The sequence below is a fragment of the Pseudomonas sp. LTGT-11-2Z genome (assembly GCF_003691445.1).
In the GTDB taxonomy this organism is placed as follows: Bacteria; Pseudomonadota; Gammaproteobacteria; order Pseudomonadales; family Pseudomonadaceae; genus Aquipseudomonas; species Aquipseudomonas monteilii.
Genome location: NZ_CP033104.1, coordinates 15,845 through 37,788, shown reverse-complemented (window position 1 = coordinate 37,788; position 21,944 = coordinate 15,845). Strand labels below are relative to the sequence as shown.

Sequence of the window (21,944 nt, the reverse complement as noted above, 5' to 3'; positions counted from 1 at the left end):
CCGCTTCCGAGCCACGCGTGGCATTGGCCTGCACCAGCCGCAGGTCAATGAGCATCACCTGCAGGCCTCTGGCCTGCCCGAGGATGGTCGGCTGCGGCTGCTCAGTTTCAATATTCAGGTCGGCATCAGCACCGAGCGCTACCGGCATTACCTGACCCGCAGCTGGCAGCACTTGCTGCCGCACAACGGTCGGGCCGGCAACCTGCAGAAAATCGGCGAACTGCTGGGCGACTTCGACCTGGTGGCCTTGCAGGAGGCCGACGGTGGCAGCCTGCGCTCGGGTTACATCAACCAGGTCGAGCACCTGGCTCAATTGGGGGCCTTCCCCTACTGGTACCAGCAACTCAACCGCAACCTCGGGCGTTTCGCCCAGCACAGCAATGGCGTGCTCAGTCGCCTGAAGCCGCAGTTGCTCGAAGACCACCCGTTGCCAGGCCCAGCCGGCCGTGGGGCGATCCTGGTGCGTTTTGGTGAGGGCGAGGATGCGTTGATCGTGGTGATGATGCACCTGGCGCTTGGCGCCAAGACGCGTGCCCTGCAACTGGGTTATATCCGCGAGCTGATTGGTGGTTATCGTCATCAGGTGCTAATGGGCGACATGAACACCCATGCCACCGACCTGCTGGAGCACTCGCCGCTGCGCGACCTGGGCCTGATTGCCCCGCAAGTCGAGGCCACCTTCCCCAGCTGGCGACCACAGCGTTGCCTGGACCATATCCTGCTCAGCCCAAGCCTCACGCTGGAGCGTGTCGAGGTGCTGGCGCGACCAATTTCCGACCACCTTCCCGTTGCAGTCGAGATTCGATTGCCTGATGCATTGACTGTGGATACGCTGCCGGTCTTGAGCTAATTGCCATCACCGTTTGCGGACCCGGGCATGACTGAAGACGCTGAGCGCTGGAAAGAAAAATACCTTAAAAGCATCGAGCAGCAAGAAAAGCTCGAACGCCGGTGGGACGCCCGTCTCGACCTGCTTCGTCGTGGCCTGGTGCGCAGCAGCCTGGCTGCAGAAGGCAGTGACAAGGTGGTAGACGCGTGCATGAAGGAAATGCGCGAAGTCATCCGCGGTGACAACATGGACGCCGGCCTCGCCGGTTTGATCCCGCGCCTTGAAAAGGCGGTGCTGGACTCCGAACAGCGCCGTGAAACCCGCATGAACCAGGTCAGCGATGCGCTTGCCGCGCTGGTTGGCCAATTGCAAGGCCTGTCGCTGCCCAGCGATATCTCGCGTCCGCTGAAAAAACTGGCGAAGAAGCTCGAGGGTGGAGTTGCCCAGTCCCGCGATCTGCCGCCGCTGCTGGGCGAGTTGAGTGGCTTGCAGGGCCGTGCCCTGTCGGCGCTTGGTAAACCGGAGGATGAAGCCCGGCCTGGTTTCTTGCAGCGCTTGTTCGGTAGCCGCGAGGATGACCCACAAGGCGAGCCAGTACCTGAACCGGTGGCAGTGTCTGCTGCCGAAGCGCCGCCTCAGGTTGCGCAGCCCCCTATTGAAGCCCCGCAGCCCGACGATGTGGATGCGCTGCAACCGTTGCCGGCACTTGTCCCCGAAGCGAGCGCAGCGGCCGAATCCGAGCCGGAGCTACAGGGCCCATCGCTGATCGAAACGGCTGAAACACCCGCCGTCCAGCAATCGCTGCAGGAGGACGTGCTGGAGCCCGACGCGACCGCCAGCGAACCTGTGGCTGCAGCACAACCGGCACCCACGCTCGAAGAGACGTTCGGCGAAGACGGCCCCTATGCCCTGCCTTATGCCGTCGAGCCACCCTACAGCCAGGTTGCCGCGCACATCGAGCAGACCCTGATCGGCCTGCTCGACGACCTCAGCCTGCCCGAGCGGCACAAGGCCCAGGCGCTGGAAATGCGCGAGCGCGTTGCCCGTGGCCTGAACTGGTACGAGCTGATCCCGGTGCTGGATGACCTGGCTGTGCTGATGCTGGCAATAACCGACAGTGGCCAGCACGAATTCGAAACCTACCTGCAACAGCTCAACGAACGCCTGGAAGGCTTCCAGAGCCACCTGCAGGAGGCCAGCGCCGGCCATGCCGACAACAGCAGCGCTGCCCGCGAACTGGATACCCAGCTGCGCGAGCACGTCGACGGCTTGCAAAGCAGTGTGCAAGGCGCCGCCGATGTGGACAGCCTCAAGCACATCCTGGAAAACCGGCTGGAAGGCCTGTTGGTCACCATGGACGAGCATAAGCTTGAGCGTGATCGCCGCGAGCAGGAACTGGCAGGCCGCCTGCAAGGCTTGTCGGAGCGGGTGGCGAACATGGAGCATGAAGCGCTCGGCTACCGTGAACACCTGGAAGAGCAACGGCAGAAAGCCCTGCTCGACCCGCTCACCGGCTTGCCCAATCGTGCGGCCTGGAGCGAGCGGGTAGAGCGCGAAATACTCGAATGGCAAGAGGCCGGCGGCCATCTGGCCATGGCGATTCTCGACCTGGACCACTTCAAGCGCATAAACGATAGCTATGGGCACCTGGCCGGGGACAAGGTACTCAAGATTGTTGCTGACCAGCTGCGCAAACGCCTGCGTGGTCGTGACTTCATTGCCCGTTTCGGGGGCGAGGAGTTTGTCCTGTTGCTGCCGCAGACGTCACCCGCGGCAGCGGCCCAGATGGCGGAAGTACTGCGCGCCACGGTGGAGGCCTGCCCGTTCCACTTCAAGGGCGAGCGGGTGGTGATCACCACTTCTATCGGTCTGGGGGCGTTTCGCTCTGGCGAGCGTGGCGACCAGGTGCTCAAGCGCGCCGACGCGGCGCTGTACCGGGCCAAGGAGCTGGGGCGTAACCGCGTCGAGCAGAGCTAGCGTTTGCTAACACTGACCCACGGTAAGCGCGGCCATGGGGAGCACGTTATACTGTAGCGCTCATTCGCTGAGGCCACTGACGTGCTTTCCACGCTTAAAAAAACGCTGATTTCCTTTTTGCTGTTGTCTGTTGCCGGATGTTCGACGGGGTTGCGCATCGACCGCAGCCACCCCTCGTCCAACCAGGACAACCGCATCCAGTTCGTTGTACTGCATTACACCAATGCGTCCCTGGAGCGCTCCCTGGCGTTGCTTACCCAGGGCGAGGTCAGCAGCCATTACCTGATCGGCGACGGCCCGGCCACGGTGTATCAACTGGTGGATGAAAACCGTCGTGCCTGGCATGCCGGCGACAGCCAGTGGCAAGGGCGCACCTGGCTGAACTCGTCGTCCATCGGGATCGAGATCGTCAACCCGGGCTTCACCGACACGCCGAATGGCCGGGTCTGGCATCCTTATAGCGAAGCGCAGGTTCAGTCGCTGATCGCGCTGCTCAAGGACATCGTCAAACGTAACAACATCGAGCCTCGGCACATCATTGGTCACAGTGATATCGCACCATCACGCAAGCTGGACCCGGGCCCGCTGTTCCCGTGGAAACGCCTGGCCGATGCCGGGCTGGGTATCTGGCCTGATGCCAATGCCGTGGCACGCCAACAGGCCTACTTCAGCGTCAACCCGCCAAGCGTTGGCTGGTACCAGCAGGAACTGGCGCGGTTTGGCTATCAAGTCGAGCAGACTGGGGTGCTGGATGTCGCCACCCGCCACGTGATTGCTGCGTTCCAGATGCGCTTCCGTCCGCAGCGTTTCGACGGCATGCCCGATGCACAGACGGCGGCGATGCTGCAGGTGCTCAACCGGATGCGTTGAGCCTGCAGCGAGGCGCTAAACGGCGAGGATGATTCTTGATCCAGTTGCTATACCTTGGTAATCAACTGGATGCCTTCGATGTCAGCTCTCATTTCTACGCTGCGCCAATTTTTTTACCGTCCCTGGATGCTGGCCACCTTGGCAGCATTGGCCAGCGCAGCACTTTTGCTTACTGCCAGCATCGGCATTGCCCTGCAGCAGATGAAGCAAAGCGAGAGCGAACAGATGAACGCCCAGGGCGAGCGTTTTCTCGACCGCCTCGAACAGGTATTCGGCCAGTTGCGCGAAGGGGTCGACCTGCTGCAAGCCCAGCCCTTGCGTGGCTGCAGCCCGGCGATGTTGGCGGCGTTGCAGCAGGTTGGCCTGAGTTCGCGGTTCATTTATGAAGCGGCCTATGTGGATGGTGAAGTCGCCTGCTCCAACCGTGGCGATGAGCGGGCATTCGAGCCTTTGCGGGCACCCGACATCCAGGGGCCGACCTACAGCTACTGGTTGAACACCACGACCGAGCCGAACGAGAACCTGGCTGCGTTGATGCTGGGCCGGGGCAAGTTCGTGGTCTCCACCTCGCGTGGGCACCTGACCGACGTGGTCGACCTGCCACCGGGCGGCAGCCTGGTGGTGGTGTTGGACAACGGTGCCCGGGCCATACCCGTGCTCGGCCCGCCACAGGTGTGGCCGCCGCCCTCGGCCTGGTCGACCAGCCACAAGTCGTTGCTCGAACTCAGTGACCGGCTGATCTACCGCATGCCCACCAAGTCGCCGGATTACCAGTTGGTGCTGATTGCCCCACGGGCCAGCCTGCCGTTGAGAATGAATGGCATGCTCTGGCTGCTGTTCCCTGGCAGCGTGTTGGCTGCCTGCTGCATCGGCTGGCTGGTGCTGCAGTTGATCCTGCAACGGCGGTCGATGAGTTCGGAGTTGCAGAATGCCTTGCGCCGGGGAGAGCTGCAGGTGCTCTACCAGCCGATCTTCGAACTCGACACACGGCGTTGTGTAGGCGCCGAGGCCCTGGTGCGCTGGCGCCGCCCGGATGGCACGCTGACCAGCCCGGACCTGTTTATCCCGTTGGCGGAAAACACCGGGCAGATACGCCAGATCACGGATTTTGTCCTGCAGCGCGTCCTCGAACAGCTGGGGCAGTTGCTGCGCTCGCACCCCAAACTGTACATATCGGTGAACCTGGCCGCCTGCGATGTGATGGTGCCGCGTATTGGCCGAGTGGCGGCACGCCTGCTGGCCCTGCACCGGGTGGCCGCTAGCCAGATTGCGTTTGAGGTGACCGAGCGCGGCTTGATCGACGTGGTGGTGGCACGTGACAATCTGCAGGCGCTACGCGCCGTGGGGCATCAGGTGCTGATCGACGACTTCGGTACCGGCTATTGCAGCCTGGCCTATCTGCAAACCCTGCCGGTGGACTGCCTGAAGATCGACAAGGCCTTCATCGATGCGCTGGGCCACGATGCCGCCAGCAGCGGGGTTGCCCCGCATATCATTCGCATGGCCCATGACCTGCACCTGCGGGTGATTGCCGAAGGCATCGAATGCGAGGACCAGGCGGTGTTGCTGAACAGTGAAGGGGTCAATTACGGCCAGGGCTGGCTGTTTGCCCGACCGCTAAACGCCCGGCAGTTTGCCGAGCTGGTGACCCGCGGGCAGCTGCCGCGTCGGGTTGAACATTGAGAAGTCCTGCGCCCGCGAAGAGGCCGGCACAGACAATACTCAAACCGGCAGCGCCATGTAGAACTGTGTCCCCTGCCCTGGCCGGGAAAACACGCCCATGCGCCCGCCATGCAGCTGCACGATTTCCTTGCACAGTGCCAATCCAAGCCCTGCACCACCCTTCTTGCGCCCTACCTGCACAAACGGCTCGAAAATGCGCCCCTGCTGCCCATAGGCAATCCCTTCGCCTGTGTCCTCGACGCTGATGATCACCCGCTCCGCATGCCGCCGCGCATGCAGGCGGATACGCCCGCCGTTGGCGGTATGGCGGATGGCGTTGTGCAGCAGGTTGTCCAGAACCCGATCAAGTTGCGCAACGTCGGCCTGAATACGCGGGAGCGGTGGCTCAAGTGCCTTGACCAGTTCAACCTGCTTGTTTGCCGCCTGCTCGGCAAAACGCAGTTGTGCGCGCTCCAGCAATTCGTCGATGGCACAGGGGGCCAGGTCGAGTTTCTGCAGCCCGCTCTGGTAACGCGAGAAGTTGAGCAGGTCGTTGATCAGCTGGGTAAGCCGCTGCATTTCTTCGCCGATGGTTTCCAGCAAGTCATTCTCGCGTGCCTCAGGCGGAAACTTGACCCGCTCGCGCAACAGCCCGAAGGCCATGTGCATGCCGGTTACCGGGGTGCGCAGTTCGTGGGACGCGCGTAGCACGAACTCACTGCGCACGCGTTCGAAGGCCCGTTGCTCGGTTACATCGTGCAGCACCATCACCGCGCCAAGAATCGGCCCTTGCGGGTGGCTCACCGGGGTCAGGCTGTAGGTCAGCAAGCGCGTTTCTTCATCCACCTCCATGGTCAGGTCTTCCGGCGGGCGGTCCAGATTGCCACCGCGCAGCACCTGACGCAGCTGCTGCTCCAGCTCCGGCCGTCGGAGGGCCTCGGCCAGGCTGCTGCCCACGCGGCTATCATTCCAGCCCAGCTGGCGCTGCGCCACCGGATTGAGGTGTTCCAGGCGGCCCTGGCGGTCGATGATCAGCAGGCCATCGTCGATGCTGTCGAGCACGGCCTGCAGGCGCTGCTGCCCGGCCAGCAGTTCGTCGACGTTGGTGGCCTGGTGCTTGCGCAAGGCATCGGCCATGAGGCCAAAGCGGCGGGTCAGCTGGTTCAGCTCGGTGGCCTGGGTGACCGGCAGGGTGACGTCAAAGTTGCCCTTGCCCAGCTGGTCGGCTGCTTTGGCCAAGGCTTCGATCGGTTGGCCAAAACGTCGGGCGATGTTGTGCGCAGTAATGAAGCCCAGCACCAGCACCACCAGGCCCATCAGGCCAAGCACACCGCTGACCAGCAGGGCGTGGTCACGGCTGTATTCCTCGCTGCGGGTGATGAGGTCCAGCGCCTGTTTGTGGGAATCGATCAGGTCGGTACGCACTTGGTTGAAGGCGGCCCCCAAGGGTTGGTCGACACCCATGCTACGAGCGGGCGCGGGGCTGTCACGGTAGGCTTGCAGGAACGTCTGGTAGTTACTGCTGGCCTTGCTGAAGCCGTTGCGCTCTCCGCCTTGCTCCAGGCCTTGGTTCAGCAAGGCCTGAAAGTTTTCTTGCAGCAGCCGCAGGTTTTCCGGGGCCGTGCCTTCATCAAGGATCAGGGTCAACTGTTCGCCAAGGTTCTGCCGCAACTTCAGCCCCACTTCCAGGACGTGGGTGGTGTCACGCACCAGCTGCTGTTGCGCGCTAGCCATCTGCAGCACGCTGACCAGGCCCAGCAGCAGCCCGAGCAAGGCCACCGTGACCAGTGCCGAGATACTCAGGAAAAGCCGCGTGCGCAGCTTCATGGGCGGCCACTTCATAGGTTGTACTGCTTGCGCTTGCGGTACAGGGTGGAGGCGTCGATGCCCAAGGTTTTGGCGGCCTGGTCGAGGGTGTCGCTGGCAGCCAGCACCGCGCCGATGTGGGCGCGCTCCAGCTCGTCCAGGCTCAGCGCGGCACCCACGCGCGGGGCATTGCCAGCCGGTTGTTCGCCCATCCCGAGGTGGCTGACTTCCACGCGCTCCTGCGGGCAGATGATACTGGCCCGCTCTACCACGTTACGCAGTTCGCGAATGTTGCCGGGCCAGCGGTAGTTGAGCAGGGCGGTGCGCGCTTCGTCGCTGAAGCCCCGGGCGGGGCGGGAGTATTCCTTGACGAAGCGGGCAAGGAAGCGGTCGGCCAGGGTCAGGATGTCTTCACTGCGCTCGCGCAGGGGCGGCAGGTGCAGGGTGATGACGTTCAGGCGGTATAGCAGGTCTTCGCGGAAGCGGCTTTCGCGCACCATCTCTTCGAGGTTGAGGTTGGTGGCGGCCAGGATGCGTACATCTGCACGCCGTGTCACGGGGTCGCCCACGCGCTCGTATTCCTTGTCCTGAATGAACCGCAGCAACTTGGGTTGCAGGGTCAGCGGGAAGTCGCCGATCTCGTCGAGGAACAACGTACCCCCATCAGCCTGGCTGACCCGCCCCAACGTGCTTTCGCTGGCACCGGTAAAGGCGCCGCGGGTGTGGCCGAACAGTTCGCTTTCCATCAGCTCGGCGTTCAGCGACGGGCAGTTGATGGTCACGCAGGCTTTGCGGGCACGTTTGCTCCAGCCATGGATGGCCCGGGCCAACTCGCCTTTACCCGTACCGGACTCGCCAAGAATGAGGATGTTGGCGTCGGTGGTGGCGACCTGGCGGGCAGTTTCCAGCACCGCCATCATGGCTGGGCTGTGCGAGTCCAGGCCGTCCTTGGGTTTGCGCATTTCGCCTTCCAGGGCCTCCAGGCGTGCTGAAAGCTGGCGCACTTCCAGCTGCTTGGCGGTGGCCAGGCGCAACTGATCGGGGCTGCATGGCTTGACCAGGTAGTCGGCGGCGCCTGCCTGGATGGCATCTACCGCTGTATCGATTGCCGAGTGCGCGGTCACGATCACCACACGCATCCAGGGTGCCTGGATGCGCATCTGCGCCAGTACGTCCAGGCCGTTGTCCTCGCCCAGGCGCAAATCCAGGAAGCAAAGGTCGAACACCTGGCGCTGCAACAGCGTTTCGGCCTGGGCCGCGCTGTTGGCTGTGGCCACGCTATAGCCTTCGTCTTCAAGGCAGTAGCGGAAGGTGCGCAGGATCGCGGACTCGTCATCCACCAGCAGAATGCGGCCTTGGTTGTCCTGGGCTGATTCCATTTCCTGCGCTCCTTAGGGATAGATCTTCATTTAGTGTGGGAAAAATCGGGCAAGTTGCATGGTCAATTCTGAAGGATTCTGCCCTTTGCATGCTAGCCAATGGCCTGATGCTTACTGCAGGCCGTGAAATTCCATTGATTTGCTTAGAGGTACTCAGTGGCACATTGGTTGCGAAGGTTTTTACCTTTTGCCTAAAAACAGGAGGCACTGCCATGCTCTTTTCCTTGCGTACAGCCGTGTTGACAGCCGCCCTGCTGCCCGTTTTCACCCCGGCTATCGCCGACCCTGTGCGGGACGCGCGCCTGGAAGGCGCCCTGCAAACCGCCCTGTCTTTGAACCGCATGCTTGACCCGTTCCGTATCAGGGTTGATGTAGACGGCAAGCATGCACGGCTTTCCGGCGAGGTGGAGAACGAGGTAGAGCGGCAGCTGGCCGAAGATGTGGCCCGTGCCACACGGGGCATCGAACACGTGGAAAACCAGCTGCAGGTCAACGCCCGACTGGTTGACCGCCCGTTGGAGCTACGTGCCTACGCCCAACGCCTGGAGGACGCCACCCTGGCGGCGGTGATCCGTGCCCGGCTGTTGTGGAGCCGAACCACCGAGAAGGCGCCTATAGAGGTACAAAGTAGCGAAGGCGTGGTGACCTTGCGCGGCAAGGTCGACAGCGCCGAAGCCAAGGAGCTGGCCGGCGTGATAGCGCGTACCACCGACGGTGTGTACCTGGTCAACAACCTGGTCAGCCTCGATACCGCCGCCATGGCCAAGGCCCGCGAGACACCGGTAGGGGCACCAACGGGTCCGCAGCCAGGCGACAGCTGGATCATCGACAAGATCCAGAACAGCTACCGCTTCAGCCGCAACCTCGATGGCCTGAAGCTGAAAGTTGCCAGTGAAGCGGGCATGGTGCGGCTGTCGGGCGAGGTGGTCAGCGCTGAGCAGAAAACCATCGCCGTGGAGATCGCCCGGCAGATCATTGGCGTGCGCGGGGTGGATGCCGACCTGCTCAAAGTGGCGACGAAAGCGGAAGGCTGATCGTGCAATTCGCACGACTACACAGACGGCATCGTGCAGGATACGTCCCTGTTGAACGTTTATGTAAAAGCTAAATTATTGATTTTAAAGGTATTTTTAAAAATCAAAAGGCTGGCATGCAGGCTGCAATTACCTGTTCAGGTTTGAACAAAAATTACAGCAGGAGGAGCCGGCATGAACCGCCAATCCGTCAACCGCTCGCAGAACGTCGCCCTGTCCCTGCGCCAGATGTTGTCTGTCGGCATGGCGCTGCTGCTGACCTTGGCCGCTGGCCTCTTTTATTACAGCTGGCAGACCGCGCGTCTGGCTGAGCAAGTGGCAGCGCAGACTGCGCTGTTGACGCAGATTCAGGCAACCCGTGCCAATACCCTGGTCAAGGCAGCTGACTCATTGCCTGCCGGCCAGGCCTCTGCCTCACCGGCCACCCTGGAACATGTCGTACCCCAGGACCGTTGGGTCTTCTGACCTGCCGGCCGCACCGATTCTGAAAAAGAAAGGAGAACCACCATGCTGAGCTGGGCTATCACTTTCCTCATCATCGCCATTGTCGCTGCCGTACTGGGCTTCGGTGGTATCGCGGGCGCTGCGACGGGTATCGCGAAGATCCTGTTCATTGTCTTCCTTGTGTTGTTCGTAGCCTCCTTCTTCTTTGGACGTGGACGAGGTTGAAGATGGGCAGGAAGCTTTTTACAGCCCTGGCTGCCGCCCTGATGCTGGGTGGCAGCGCGGCGGCGATGGCGGCCAATGACGGCCAGGTCCGGGTCGACCAGTTGCTCGGCTCGGACCCGGAGTACCGGGAAACCTGGCAGGACACGATCAAAGGCGAGGAACGCCTGCCCGATTGGGTGGTCAATCTGACCGGCAGTTCCCAGCAGCAGATGTCCGCCACTACCGAAGATGGCGACAAGTACCTGGTCGGTGCGTTGTGCGAAGCACAGGACAACTGCACCTACAAGCGGCTGATCGTTGCGTTCAGCTGGGACAAGGAGGATGCCTACGGGATGCTCGTGGAGGTACCTGAAGGCTTGCCGAGCGACAAGTCGCCTACACGCCATGCGCAATATCGCTGGCTGGGCGACCCTGACGACGGCATGAAGGCAATGCTGCAGGAGCAGCTAAAGCGTGACCCGAACTGGTACTGAGCATTTATTGCCGGTACGGATGAATGGTCATCGACTGTCACGTAATAGAAGCTGAACCTTTCTATATTTCAGCCTTCTATGATGCGCCGCCCCGAGGAGGGGCAGCACATGACCAAGGGGCCGGGCTGTTCTGATTGTTGCAGGATCGGAGTGGCCTAGGGGTACAGGGAGTGCCTCCAGCGATGGGCCGGGTCAGGAAAGGCGGAATCGGAAGTATCAGGTCGGCGGTGTCACAGGGATACCTGACCAGACCTGACTTCCGAGGAGCCATTTAGGCATCGCCCTCTTCCTTGCGCGATTTCATCCCTAAGACACATTTTGTCTCGACCGTACATCAAATTTTTTTCCGCCTTGCGAGCCCTTCTTCAAGTGGTATTTCGGCCATTCGGATTGTCGAACAAGCCATCTTTCATGCCCTTTGTGTACCGTCAAATCTGCCGAAATATGGCGGTTTGGTCTTGTTCGGGATTCCGAACGTTATAAATCAAGCACTTGCGAACCCCCTGTTTTGGCATGAAACATTATGCATAATTGGTATGGGTCATGCGCTTCCGGCATTAGATTTCCCCCTTTCCCATCGCAATAGTTGCCGCCTTTTTCGCTGGTCAGAGCGCCCTGTCGCTCGCCTGCGGTGTCCTTACATGAAGTCGCCAGACGGGTGCGCTTGAAGCCAGAGGCTTTGCCGATGGCTCTGTTACGCGTGTTTCGTCGGGTGCCATGACCACTAGAACAAAGGGTAAAGACATGAAGAAGGCAAAACTGAGCCTCGCCTGGCAGATCGTCATCGGTCTGGTCCTGGGCGTTGCAATCGGCGCGCTACTGAATCATTTCAGTGCAGAAAAGGCATGGTGGATCAGCAACGTCCTCCAGCCCGCCGGTGACATCTTCATTCGCCTGATCAAGATGATCGTCGTCCCGATCGTGATTTCGTCGTTGATCGTGGGTATCGCCGGGGTTGGCGATGCGAAGAAACTGGGCAGCATCGGCCTGAAGACCATCATCTACTTCGAAGTGGTGACCACCATCGCCATTGTCGTGGGCCTGGTGTTGGCCAACCTGTTCCACCCGGGCGCCGGCATCGACATGAGCACCCTGGGTACCGTGGACATCTCCAAGTACCAGGCTACTGCGGCCGAGGTACAGCATGAGCACGCGTTCATCGAAACCCTGCTGAACCTGATCCCGTCGAACATCTTCGCAGCGCTGATGCGTGGCGAAATGCTGCCGATCATCTTCTTCTCGGTCATGTTCGGCCTGGGCCTGTCGAGCCTGCAGGCCGAGCTGCGCGACCCGCTGGTACGCACCTTCCAGGCCGTATCGGAAACCATGTTCAAGGTCACCCACATGATCATGAACTACGCCCCGATCGGTGTGTTCGCCCTGATCGCCGTGACCGTGGCCAACTTCGGCTTCAGCTCGCTGCTGCCGCTGGCCAAGCTGGTACTGCTGGTGTACTTCGCCATCGCCTTCTTCGCCTTCATGGTGCTGGGCCTGGTTGCCCGCGTGTTCGGCTTCTCGGTGATCAAGATCATGCGCATCATGAAAGATGAGCTGATTCTGGCCTACTCCACCTCCAGCTCCGAAACCGTGCTGCCGCGCGTGATCGAGAAGATGGAGAAGTACGGCGCGCCGAAGTCGATCTGTTCGTTCGTGGTACCGACCGGCTACTCCTTCAACCTCGACGGTTCGACCCTGTACCAGAGCATCGCGGCCATCTTCATCGCCCAGCTCTACGGTATTGACCTGTCGTGGAGCCAGCAGCTGCTGCTGGTGCTGACCCTGATGGTCACCTCCAAAGGCATCGCTGGTGTGCCGGGCGTATCGTTCGTGGTGCTGCTGGCCACCCTGGGCAGCGTGGGTATCCCGCTGGAAGGTCTGGCCTTCATCGCCGGTGTCGACCGCATCATGGACATGGCCCGTACCGCGCTGAACGTTGTAGGCAACGCCCTGGCAGCACTGGTCATCGCGCGTTGGGAAGGCATGTACGATGCCGCCAAGGGCGAGAAGTACTACGCCTCGCTGATGGCCGACAAGCAGGAAGCCGCAGTGGTTGGCGAAGCCGCCAAGCGCTGAACCTGAGTGCTGTCCTAAAAAGCCCCGCCTTGTCGGGGCTTTTTGTTGTCTGTCTGGATCGCAGGCCCCGGTACAAGCAACTTCCGCTATCATTCGGGCATTTTTCAGGGGGAATACGCGGATGCTCAACGGCCTTTGGCTTGGCTTTTTCCTGGTGGCGGCAGTGTCCGCCCTGGCCCAATGGCTGGTGGGTGGTAATGCCGGGATCTTCGCGGCAATGGTCGAAAGCATTTTCGCCATGGCCAAGCTGTCGGTCGAGGTGATGGTGCTGCTGTTCGGCACACTGACCCTGTGGCTGGGCTTTCTCAAGATCGCCGAAAAGGCCGGTATCGTCGAATGGCTGGCCAAGGTATTAGGCCCGCTGTTCGCCCGCCTGATGCCGGAAGTGCCGCCCGGCCACCCTGCCCTGGGCCTGATCACCATGAACTTCGCGGCCAACGGCCTGGGGCTGGACAACGCCGCCACGCCGATTGGCCTGAAGGCCATGCGTGCGCTGCAGGAGCTCAACCCCAGCAGCACCACAGCCAGCAACGCGCAGATCCTGTTCCTGGTGCTCAACGCCTCGTCGCTAACGCTGCTGCCGGTGACCATCTTCATGTACCGGGCCCAGCAAGGCGCACCAGACCCGACCATGGTGTTCCTGCCCATCCTGCTGGCCACCAGTGTCTCGACCCTGGTTGGCCTGCTGTCGGTGGCGGTGATGCAGCGCCTGCGTCTGTGGGACCCGGTGGTGCTCGCCTACTTCATTCCCGGCGCGTTGCTGCTGGGAGGCTTCATGGCGTTTCTCGGCACCCTGTCGGCCGCCGCGCTGGCCAGCCTGTCGTCGGTCCTGGGCAACCTCACACTGTTTGGCGTGATCATGCTGTTCCTGGTGATTGGCGCCCTGAGGCGGGTCAAGGTGTATGAAGCCTTTGTCGATGGGGCCAAGGAAGGCTTCGATGTGGCCAAGAACCTGCTGCCCTACCTGGTGGCGATGCTGGTAGCGGTGGGTGTACTGCGTGCTTCAGGCGCGCTGGAGCTGGCCCTGGACGGTATCCGCCATGCGGTGAACTGGCTGGGCCTGGACACCCGCTTCGTCGAGGGCCTGCCCACAGCGCTGGTCAAGCCGTTCTCCGGCAGCGCAGCGCGGGCCATGCTGATCGAGACCATGCAGACGCAGGGTGTAGACAGCTTCCCGGCCCTGGTAGCGGCGACCATCCAGGGCAGTACTGAAACGACCTTCTACGTGCTGGCCGTGTACTTTGGCGCGGTGGGTATCCAGCGCGTGCGCCACGCGGTCGGTTGCGCACTGCTGGCCGAGTTCTCTGGCGTGGTCGCAGCGATCTTCGTCTGCTACTGGTTCTTCGCCTGAACCTTGCGCTGTGCCTGGCTGGCCTGGTCGACGGTCCAGGTCACAACTTGCCCCACCAGCTGGTCGCTGGCCTGGCCGAAACCGGCGACCACCGCTGACACCTGCTTGTCGGCCAGCGGCTGGCGGACCTCGAAACGCTTGCTGGCGAGGATGCGCTGGTTACGGCCCTGAACCAGCCGAGCGTCATAGCGAATCACCACCTCCACCGCGCCGCCCGGGCGGTACTCACTCTGGAATGCCTGCAGCTCGCCAGCCAGCTCGTAGTCGGCCTGCAGGTTGCTGTCGTCGGCGCTCAGGCGCTGTACCTGGCCATCACGCTGGAAGCCATCGAGCAGGCGATTGCGCAGCAGCACCGGGGCGGCATCGCTCCAGCGTGCACCTTTGTAGCTGCTGACCACATCGCCCTGTGGAATCACGGCAATGCGCGGGCCGGCCAGCACTTCACTGGCCAGCGGCTTGTTCAGCCGCAATGACCAGTCCATCGGCGCTGCGGTGCGGCTGGGCTGGTTAACCGGTAAGCGATAGAGGTCGACGGGCTCGCTCTTGGGCAGGATCGAGCAGGCACTGGCCAGGCTCAGCGCGGCCGCCAGGGCCAGCAGGCGCAGCGACGGTTTCATGGCTGGAACTCCTTGTTGTTGTCGCGGCCGAGCAGATAGCCGCTGGGGTCGGCCTCCAGTTGCCGGGAAATACCTTTGAGTGCGTTAAGGGTTTCGCGCAGTTCGCGAATGGCAGGTGTGAGCTGGTTCAGGCCCTGGGCGCCGTCGCCGATGGCCTCGCTGTTGTTTTTCAGCAGATTGTTGATGGTGGCAGTGCTTTCGGCCAGCGACTGCATGGCCTGCTCGGCGCTGCCGATCGCCTGTTTGCCTTCGCTGCCCAGCAGCCCGTTGGCATTGCGCATCAGCGTTTGGGTTTCGGCCAGGGTGGCGCTGGCCTGCTTGCCTACCTGCACCAGTTGCTCGATGGCCTCGGCGATGCTGCCGTGCTGGCCGGCGAAGGCGCCGGTGGTCTTGTCGAGGTTGGCCAAGGTGCTGCTGAGGTGGCCGATATTGTCTTCGGAGAACATCTGGTTGGCGTTGTGCAGCAGCATGTTGATGTTGGTGACCAGGTCGCTGCTGTCATTGAGCAGGCGTGAGATAGGCGACGGCGAGGCGATGATGACCGGCAGCTTGCCGTCCTTGCCCTTCAGCTCGGGGCTCTGTGGCGTGCCGCCGCTGAGCTGGATGAACGCGTTGCCGGTCACGCCGGCCAGGGTCAGCTTGGCCTGGGTGTCTTCCTTCACCGGGGTATCGCCGCTCAGACGAACGCGGGCCAGTACCCGGCGCGGGTCTTTCGGGTCCAGGCGCAAGGTGGACACATCGCCCACCTTGATGCCGTTGTACTGCACCGGGCTGCCACGGGACAGGCCGGAAACGGCCTCGTTGAACACCACTTCGTAGTCCTTGAACGCGTCATCGACACTGGACTTGGTCAGCCACAGGCCAAACAACATGGCGCCGGCCACCACCAGGACGGTGACCAGGCCGATTAATACGTGATGGGCTCGCGTTTCCATTGCTCAGCGCTCCTGCCCGGCACGGGTGGCGGCCTGCTCGGCTGCACGCCCGCGGGGGCCATGAAAATATTCTTGAATCCAGGCGTCGTTGGTCTGCTCGACTTCAGCCAGCGGGCCGGCCACCAAAACCTTCTTTTGTGACAGCACCGCGATGCGGTCGGTGATGGTGTACAGGGTGTCGAGGTCGTGGGTGATGAGGAACACCGACAGGCCAAGGGCATCGCGCAGGGTAAGGATCAGCTGGTCGAACGCGGCAGCGCCGATCGGGTCCAGGCCTGCGGTGGGTTCATCGAGGAACAGTATGTCAGGGTCCAGTGCCAGGGCTCGGGCCAGCGCGGCACGTTTGATCATGCCCCCCGACAGCGAAGACGGGTACTTGTCGGCGGCGGATATCGGCAGCCCGGCCAGGGCCAGCTTCACGCCGGCCAGGTGTTCGGCGTCGGCGCGGGACAGCCCGGCGTGTTCGATCAGCGGCAAGGCCACGTTCTCGGTAACGGTCAGCGAAGAGAACAGCGCGCCCTTCTGGAACAACACGCCAAAGCGCCGCTCGACCAGGGAGCGCTGCGCTTCACGCAGGCCGGCGAGGTCCTGGCCAAACACCTTGATCTGCCCTTCGTTGGGCCGGCGCAGGCCAATGATGCTGCGCAGCAGCACCGACTTGCCGCTGCCCGAACCGCCTACCACGGCGAGGATTTCGCCGCGGTACAAGTCCAGGTCGAGGTTTTCATGCACCACCTGGCGGCCGAAGCGGTTGCAGATGCCGCGCGCCTCGATAACGGTTTCCTGGCCACTCACCAGCCCATCTCCATGAAGAACAGGGCAGCCACCGCGTCCAGCACGATGACCACGAAAATCGATTGCACCACTGCCGATGTTGTATGCGCGCCTACCGACTCGGCGCTGCCACTGACCTTGAAGCCTTCCAAGCAGCCGATGGCCGCGATAAGGAAGGCGAAGAACGGCGCCTTGGCCAGGCCCACCAGGAAGTGCTGCACGCCGATGTCGCTTTGCAGCAGTGAAAGGAACATGGCCGGTGAAATATCCAGCGTCAGGGCGCATACCACTGCGCCACCGACAATGCCGCAAATCATCGCGACGAAGGTGAGCAGTGGCAGTGAGATCAGCAGTGCAAGTACCCGTGGAACCACCAGCAGTTCCATCGGGTTCAGGCCCAGGGTGCGGATGGCGTCGATTTCCTCGTTGGCTTTCATCGAGCCGATCTGCGCGGTGAACGCGCTGGCGGTGCGGCCGGCCATTAGGATGGCGGTGAGCAGCACGGCGAACTCGCGCAGAAACGAGAATGCCACCAGGTCGACCGTGAAGACCGTTGCCCCGAAGTCGGCCAGCACCGTGGCGCCGAGAAAGGCCACCACCGCACCCACCAGAAAGGTCAGCAAGGCGACGATAGGGGCGGCGTCCAGGCCGGTCTGCTCGATGTGGGCCACAACCGGGGTAATGCGCCAGCGGTGTGGTTGCAGGGCTCGACGCAGCAAGGTTTCGAGGATCACGCCGACAAAGCCCAGCAATTGCATGCTGTCCTGCCACAACGTGCCGACGGCGCGGCCGATGCGTTCCAGCAGCAAGATCAGCACATTGCGCTCGGGTTCCTTGACCGGGATGCAGTAGTCCTGCACCGAACAGTAAACGTTCTTGAGCAGCGCACGGCTGGCTTCGGGCAGGTCTTGGGTGCAGTGGGACAGGCGCTCGGAACCCAGCAGTTCGGCCAGCAACGAGGCGCCCGCGGTGTCCAGGCGGCCCAGCTGGCTGAGGTCGGCGACTGTGTCGGGGGTGGACTGCGCTCGCAGGCGTTCGCTCTCGCGCTTGAGGCTGGCGTAGTGCGCCAGGGTCCAGTCACCGGTTATACGCAGGCAGGCCGGTTGGCTGCTGGTGTCCAGGGTGGCACTGGGGGTGGTCATTGGCTCCATGCTACTGACTCGGCGCTAAGGCTTTGGGGCTGATCATAGCGCAGCAGGCATGGGCTGTTTGGTGATTATGTGCTGTCTGTTGGGTTTGGAGGCCGCAAAGCGGCCCCCTTTCAATCACTGTGCCGGTGCGTCATCGACCACCTTGAAGCGCAGCACGCCAATCACCTGGCCATCCTCGGTCAACACCCGCACCTGCCATTTGCCCACCGGGTTTGGCGGGAAGTTCTGCTTGTGGGTCCAGGCCCGGTAGCCTTCCTTGCGCCCGCCGTGGATGTCCAGAGCGATGCGGTCGACCTCTTTGCCGTCCTTCTGCCACACGTGGTAAATCCGCTCGTTCAGGCCGCGTGGTGCGTTGATGGCGGTGTAGGCATACAGGCCGCTGCTGCGAATGCGGCTGGCGGCAATCTCGTCCAGCGAATCGCCCGGTTGGCGATTAAGCACTTCGGTGCTCACCGCCACTTCGGTCATCCACAGGGTAGCCGGCGGTACCCAGGAACGCAGCAGCCAGCCCCCGGCACCCACCGACAGGGTAACCAGCACCAAGGCGACGCCGCGCCGCCAGGTGTTAATCGGGAAGCTGCTGGCCAGGCTGGGGAACGACAGGGCCATGGCGGCGATCAGGGCCAGCTTGAAGCTTTGCGCGGTGGTCAGGTGCAGGATGATCGGCAACGCGGTCAGCAGGGCGGCGAACAATGTCAGGGTATGCAGCGCCAGGAACAGCCAGCGCCGGGGCGCCAGCCACTTGTAGTACAGCGGGTCGGTGATCGAAATCAGGCCTGCGGCGCCGAGCAAACCGGTAAACACCAGCTGGCCGCTGTTCCAGGTGGTGGTGATGAAGAAGAACGGCAGCACGAAGAACAGCGTTTCCTGGTGGATCATCTGCGTCGCGTAGCGCAGCAGCGGCTGCGGGATTTCGCGATTGAAGGTGCGGGCGAAGAGGCCGGTCAGGGTGTTCTCCAGCATCAGCCAGACCCAGCTGACCAGCATAAGCACAGCTACCCAACTGGCCAGGCCGGCCTGGCGGTCGACCAGGATGAAGCTGCCGATACCAGAGAGGAAACCACAGAGCGCGATGATGCCGGGGTAGCGTTTGAGCAGTTCGATGATGCGTAGGACGATATGGGGGATTTGGGGCATTGGGTCTGCAACAGGAGAGGATTAGGTGGCTGTGCCGGCCTCTTCGCGGGTTTACCCGCGAAAGGGCCGGTACTGGCAAAAGGATACCGCCGATTCACCGCTGTCGTGTAGCACCACTGGGCCGTTCAGGGCCATGCCGTCGCCAACGCAGCAGCCCCGCCGCCAGGACCAGGCCCATCAGCAAGGCGGCCAGCCCGTACAGCTCGTCATAGCCGAGCAATGGCTTCTCGATACGCAGGTAACCCTCTTCCTTCAGCAATGCCTTTAGCGCCTCATTGGCCTGCTCCAGGCTAACCTGTCGCAACTTGCGCACCGGGTTGGCAAAGCGTCCGTCGGTGTAGTCGTTCAGCGCCCCCCAGTAGTAGTCGGCCAAGGCACTATTGCCCTGGGTGCTCCAGCTTTCCTTGGCAACGCTGGCGTCCTTGATGCGGGCGAAGGTGTCCGGGTCGAGGCCTTCCTTGCGCAGCTGCTCGAACAACGCCTGCATCACCTTCACCGCCTTGTCGATGTCGTCGCGTTCCAGGTCGGCATTGAGGCTGAGCAGGCCGGTATCGCCAAAGCTTTCACGCTGCACCGATGGCCCGTAGGACAGCCCGTTGCGCAGGCGTAGCTGGTCGTACAGCGCCCAGTCCAGGTAACGCGACAGCAGGTCGAGGGTGGCCTGATGGTCGTTGTCCAGCACCGGCTCGATGAACAGCCAATGCAGCTTGACACTATCGCCCAACCAGCCCCGGGTCAGGTCGCGGCGCTGCTCGGCCTGATGGGTGATGCTTTCCAGGTTGCGGCGTTCTTCCGGCTCGGTGGCTGGCAGTTCGCCAAAGGTGCGTTCCAGGTAGGCTGGCAGCAAGCGATCAAGGCCGCCGACCATGATCAGGGTCATGTTGTTGGCGGCGTACCAGCGGTCACGCAAGGCTTGTACCTGCTCCTGGGTCATGTCGTCGATGTTGGAGCGCTCGGGGCATTTCAGGCCCAGCTCGGTCGCCAGCTGGTCACTGGCAGGGTGGCCGATATCCTGGCGGTCGAGCCAGCGCTGCAGGTGCCCATAGTGGCCGCCATCTTCTCGCTCGATGATGCGCTTGGCGGTGGCCAGGGCTTTGGCATCGATACGGGTGTCGCGGATTATCGCCAGCAGCAGGTCGAGCACTTTGCGCTGGTTGCGTGCGGGGGCTTCGATGACAAACGTGGTGTCGGCGCTGCTGGTGTAGGCATTCCACTCGCCGCCGAGCGATTGCATGCGCTCTTCCAGGCCGCCCTCGCCGGTTTCGTCGATGCCGCTGAACAGCAGGTGCTCAAGCAGGTGCGGCAGCTCTTTCTGTTCGCAATCGAAGTCGTCCAGGCCCACCCCGACCACCAGGCGAATCGCCACATGGTCGCGCTCGTAGCCGTTTTTCAGAATGACCTGCAGGCCGTTGGGTAGCAGGTAGCCCTCAACCCGCGAGCGGTCGAGGGCCAATGAGGGCAGGCTGCAGATCAGCAGGCAAATGAACATCAGGCAACGCATGGGCGAGCTTCGGTCCTCAGGTAGGCATTCACGGCAGGCGAGCTTCGTCCGGCACACTGTCGAGCATCAGCCCGCCGGTGTCGGAGCCGCCCAGTACCACATAGGCACTGCTGCAGAACAAAGAGTTCAACCGCTTCATGTCGGCGATCAGCTCCAAGTGTAGCGAACTGGTTTCGATGCTTTGCACCACCTTACGCTGCAAGCGGCTGACGTGGGCATGCGCCAGGCGCCGTTCCTGGGCGCGAAAACGGCGTTTTTCCTTGAGTAGCAAGCGGGCGCTTTCCGGATCGGCGCTAAGGAATACTGACAGGCCAAGGCGCAGGTTGGCTAACAATTGCTCTTGCAGCCCGGTCAGTTCTTCCAGCCCCACCTGGGAAAACTCCCGGCGCTGGCTGGTTTTCTGCTGCTGGACCTTGCGCAACATGCGCTCGATGAGGTCGCAGGCGAGCTTGAGGTTGATGGCCAGCTCGATGATCTCGGCCCAGCGGCGGTTGTCCTGCACGCTGAGGTCTTCGCGCGACATCTGCGCAAGGTATAGCTTGATGGCGCTGTACAGGGCCTCGGCATCCTCACCCAGGGCGCGAACCTGCTGTGGTAGGGCGGTCTGGGTGCCGCGCAGGGCCCCCAGCATGGCTTCAAGCAGGCTGTCGACGATATCGCCCAGACGCAGGGTTTCGCGGGCAGCGTTGGCAAGCGCCAGGCTGGGTGTTTCCAGCGCCGAGGCGTCGAGGTGGCGCGGTCGGATCTGGCCGTTGCCGTTTTCCCGCTCGGGCAGCAGGCTGTTGCACAGCCGGCCCATGAGTTTGACCGTGGGCAGCATGAGCAGGCAGCGCAGGGTGTTGTAGAGCAGGTGGAAGCCGATGACCAGCTCTTGCGGGCTGAAGCTGAGCGAGTCCATCCACTCCACCAATGGGTGCAGCACAGGGATGATCAGCAGCAGGCCGATCAGCTTGTAGAGCAAGCTGCCCAACGCCACACGGCGCCCGGCAGTGTTCTGCATGCTGGTGCTGATGAAGGCCAGTAAGCCGCTACCGATGTTGGCACCGACCACAAGGCCAATGGCCACCGGCAGGCTGATGACCTCGGCACCGGCCAATGTTGCGGTAAGCAGCACGGCGGCGAGGCTGGAATAGGAAATCATGGCGAACATGGCGCCGACCAAGGCGTCGAGCATGATGTCGCCGGTCAGCGAAGCAAACAGCACTTTCACGCCTTGGGCGTGGGTGATCGGCGCAGCTGCCTGCACGATCAGCTCCAGTGCCAGGATGATCAGGCCAAGCCCGATACCGACACGGCCCAGTTGGCCAGCCCGTGTCTGCTTACGTGAGAGGAAGAAGATCACGCCCAGGAATATCAGCAGGGGTGATAGCCAGGACAGGTCGAAAGTGAGTACCCGGGCCATCAGCGCGGTACCCACATCGGCACCCAGCATGATCGCCAGGGCCGGGGTCATGGCCATCAGGCCCTGGCCGACGAAGGACGTGACCAGCATGGCCGTGGCGTTACTGCTCTGCACCATGGCCGTGACCAGTATGCCGGCAATGAACGCCAGCGGGCGCTTGTCCATGTTCTGGCTGATGATGCGCCGCAGGTTCGAGCCGAACACGCGGAGAATGCCGGTACGTACGATGTGGGTGCCCCAGACCAGAAGCGTCACGGCCGAGAGCAGGTTGAGCAGGGTCAGCATGGCGAAAGCCCCCTGTTGC

The 21,944-nt window shown here is 62.5% G+C and carries 18 protein-coding genes and 1 pseudogene; 10 read left to right on the top strand and 9 right to left on the bottom strand.

Going from position 1 to position 21,944, the window contains the following annotated elements:
- Positions 1-17: 17 nt before the first annotated feature.
- The 4 genes and pseudogenes from D8767_RS00170 to D8767_RS00155 all read left to right on the top strand — a co-directional run bounded on the left by D8767_RS00170 (position 18) and on the right by D8767_RS00155 (position 5,359).
- Positions 18-850: pseudogene (locus tag D8767_RS00170) on the top strand (endonuclease/exonuclease/phosphatase family protein).
- Between the two features lie 27 nt (positions 851-877).
- Positions 878-2,806 carry a GGDEF domain-containing protein gene (locus D8767_RS00165; protein ID WP_016712849.1) on the top strand — a complete coding sequence of 643 codons (1,929 nt, stop codon included), beginning with the start codon at positions 878-880 and terminating at the stop codon, positions 2,804-2,806.
- Positions 2,807-2,887: 81 nt separating this feature from the next.
- Positions 2,888-3,676, top strand: a complete 789-nt coding sequence (locus D8767_RS00160) for an N-acetylmuramoyl-L-alanine amidase (RefSeq protein WP_016712850.1) — start codon at positions 2,888-2,890, stop codon at positions 3,674-3,676.
- 78 nt (positions 3,677-3,754) lie between these two features.
- Positions 3,755-5,359, top strand: coding sequence for an EAL domain-containing protein (locus tag D8767_RS00155; RefSeq protein ID WP_016712851.1), 1,605 nt, complete (start codon positions 3,755-3,757; stop codon positions 5,357-5,359).
- A gap of 39 nt (positions 5,360-5,398) precedes the next feature.
- On the opposite strand, the gene D8767_RS00150 is transcribed toward D8767_RS00155, so the two are convergent.
- Complete coding sequence (locus D8767_RS00150; RefSeq protein WP_016712852.1) at positions 5,399-7,180, bottom strand: KinB sensor domain-containing domain; 1,782 nt, start codon at positions 7,178-7,180, stop codon at positions 5,399-5,401.
- Positions 7,177-8,523: a sigma-54-dependent response regulator transcription factor AlgB gene (gene algB / locus D8767_RS00145; RefSeq protein ID WP_016712853.1), complete on the bottom strand. Its 1,347-nt coding sequence runs from the start codon at positions 8,521-8,523 to the stop codon at positions 7,177-7,179. The genes D8767_RS00150 and algB overlap by 4 nt, the downstream gene beginning before the upstream one ends.
- Positions 8,524-8,735: 212 nt before the next feature.
- Between algB and D8767_RS00140 the strand changes: the two genes are divergently transcribed.
- The 6 genes from D8767_RS00140 to D8767_RS00115 all read left to right on the top strand — a co-directional run bounded on the left by D8767_RS00140 (position 8,736) and on the right by D8767_RS00115 (position 14,123).
- Positions 8,736-9,557: a BON domain-containing protein gene (locus D8767_RS00140; RefSeq protein ID WP_016712854.1), complete on the top strand. Its 822-nt coding sequence runs from the start codon at positions 8,736-8,738 to the stop codon at positions 9,555-9,557.
- Positions 9,558-9,731: 174 nt separating this feature from the next.
- Positions 9,732-10,022, top strand: a complete 291-nt coding sequence (locus D8767_RS00135; protein ID WP_016712855.1) for a hypothetical protein — start codon at positions 9,732-9,734, stop codon at positions 10,020-10,022.
- 42 nt (positions 10,023-10,064) lie between these two features.
- On the top strand, positions 10,065-10,226 hold the full coding sequence (locus tag D8767_RS00130; RefSeq protein WP_003252966.1) for a DUF1328 domain-containing protein: 162 nt from the start codon (positions 10,065-10,067) through the stop codon (positions 10,224-10,226).
- 2 nt (positions 10,227-10,228) lie between these two features.
- The gene (locus tag D8767_RS00125; protein ID WP_016712856.1) at positions 10,229-10,699 is read left to right on the top strand and encodes an inhibitor of vertebrate lysozyme family protein; all 471 of its coding nucleotides are present in this window, start codon (positions 10,229-10,231) and stop codon (positions 10,697-10,699) included.
- A gap of 744 nt (positions 10,700-11,443) precedes the next feature.
- On the top strand, positions 11,444-12,772 hold the full coding sequence (gene gltP / locus D8767_RS00120; RefSeq protein ID WP_016712857.1) for a glutamate/aspartate:proton symporter GltP: 1,329 nt from the start codon (positions 11,444-11,446) through the stop codon (positions 12,770-12,772).
- Between the two features lie 121 nt (positions 12,773-12,893).
- Entirely contained in the window at positions 12,894-14,123 is a 1,230-nt protein-coding gene (locus D8767_RS00115; protein ID WP_016712858.1) for a nucleoside recognition domain-containing protein, read from the top strand.
- Here D8767_RS00115 and D8767_RS00110 read toward each other — a convergent pair.
- The 7 genes from D8767_RS00110 to D8767_RS00080 all read right to left on the bottom strand — a co-directional run bounded on the left by D8767_RS00110 (position 14,105) and on the right by D8767_RS00080 (position 21,925).
- The gene (locus tag D8767_RS00110; protein WP_016712859.1) at positions 14,105-14,740 is read right to left on the bottom strand and encodes an ABC-type transport auxiliary lipoprotein family protein; all 636 of its coding nucleotides are present in this window, start codon (positions 14,738-14,740) and stop codon (positions 14,105-14,107) included. The two genes, D8767_RS00115 and D8767_RS00110, sit on opposite strands and share 19 nt — an antisense overlap.
- Positions 14,737-15,675: an MlaD family protein gene (locus D8767_RS00105; RefSeq protein WP_016712860.1), complete on the bottom strand. Its 939-nt coding sequence runs from the start codon at positions 15,673-15,675 to the stop codon at positions 14,737-14,739. The genes D8767_RS00110 and D8767_RS00105 overlap by 4 nt, the downstream gene beginning before the upstream one ends.
- A gap of 3 nt (positions 15,676-15,678) precedes the next feature.
- Entirely contained in the window at positions 15,679-16,470 is a 792-nt protein-coding gene (locus D8767_RS00100; protein ID WP_016712861.1) for an ABC transporter ATP-binding protein, read from the bottom strand.
- Positions 16,467-17,600: an ABC transporter permease gene (locus D8767_RS00095; protein WP_016712862.1), complete on the bottom strand. Its 1,134-nt coding sequence runs from the start codon at positions 17,598-17,600 to the stop codon at positions 16,467-16,469. The genes D8767_RS00100 and D8767_RS00095 overlap by 4 nt, the downstream gene beginning before the upstream one ends.
- A gap of 114 nt (positions 17,601-17,714) precedes the next feature.
- On the bottom strand, positions 17,715-18,737 hold the full coding sequence (locus tag D8767_RS00090; RefSeq protein WP_016712863.1) for a DUF5924 family protein: 1,023 nt from the start codon (positions 18,735-18,737) through the stop codon (positions 17,715-17,717).
- Between the two features lie 94 nt (positions 18,738-18,831).
- Entirely contained in the window at positions 18,832-20,238 is a 1,407-nt protein-coding gene (locus D8767_RS00085) for a pitrilysin family protein (RefSeq protein WP_016712864.1), read from the bottom strand.
- Positions 20,239-20,266: 28 nt separating this feature from the next.
- Positions 20,267-21,925 carry a Na/Pi cotransporter family protein gene (locus tag D8767_RS00080; RefSeq protein ID WP_016712865.1) on the bottom strand — a complete coding sequence of 553 codons (1,659 nt, stop codon included), beginning with the start codon at positions 21,923-21,925 and terminating at the stop codon, positions 20,267-20,269.
- Between the last annotated feature and the right edge of the window lie 19 nt (positions 21,926-21,944).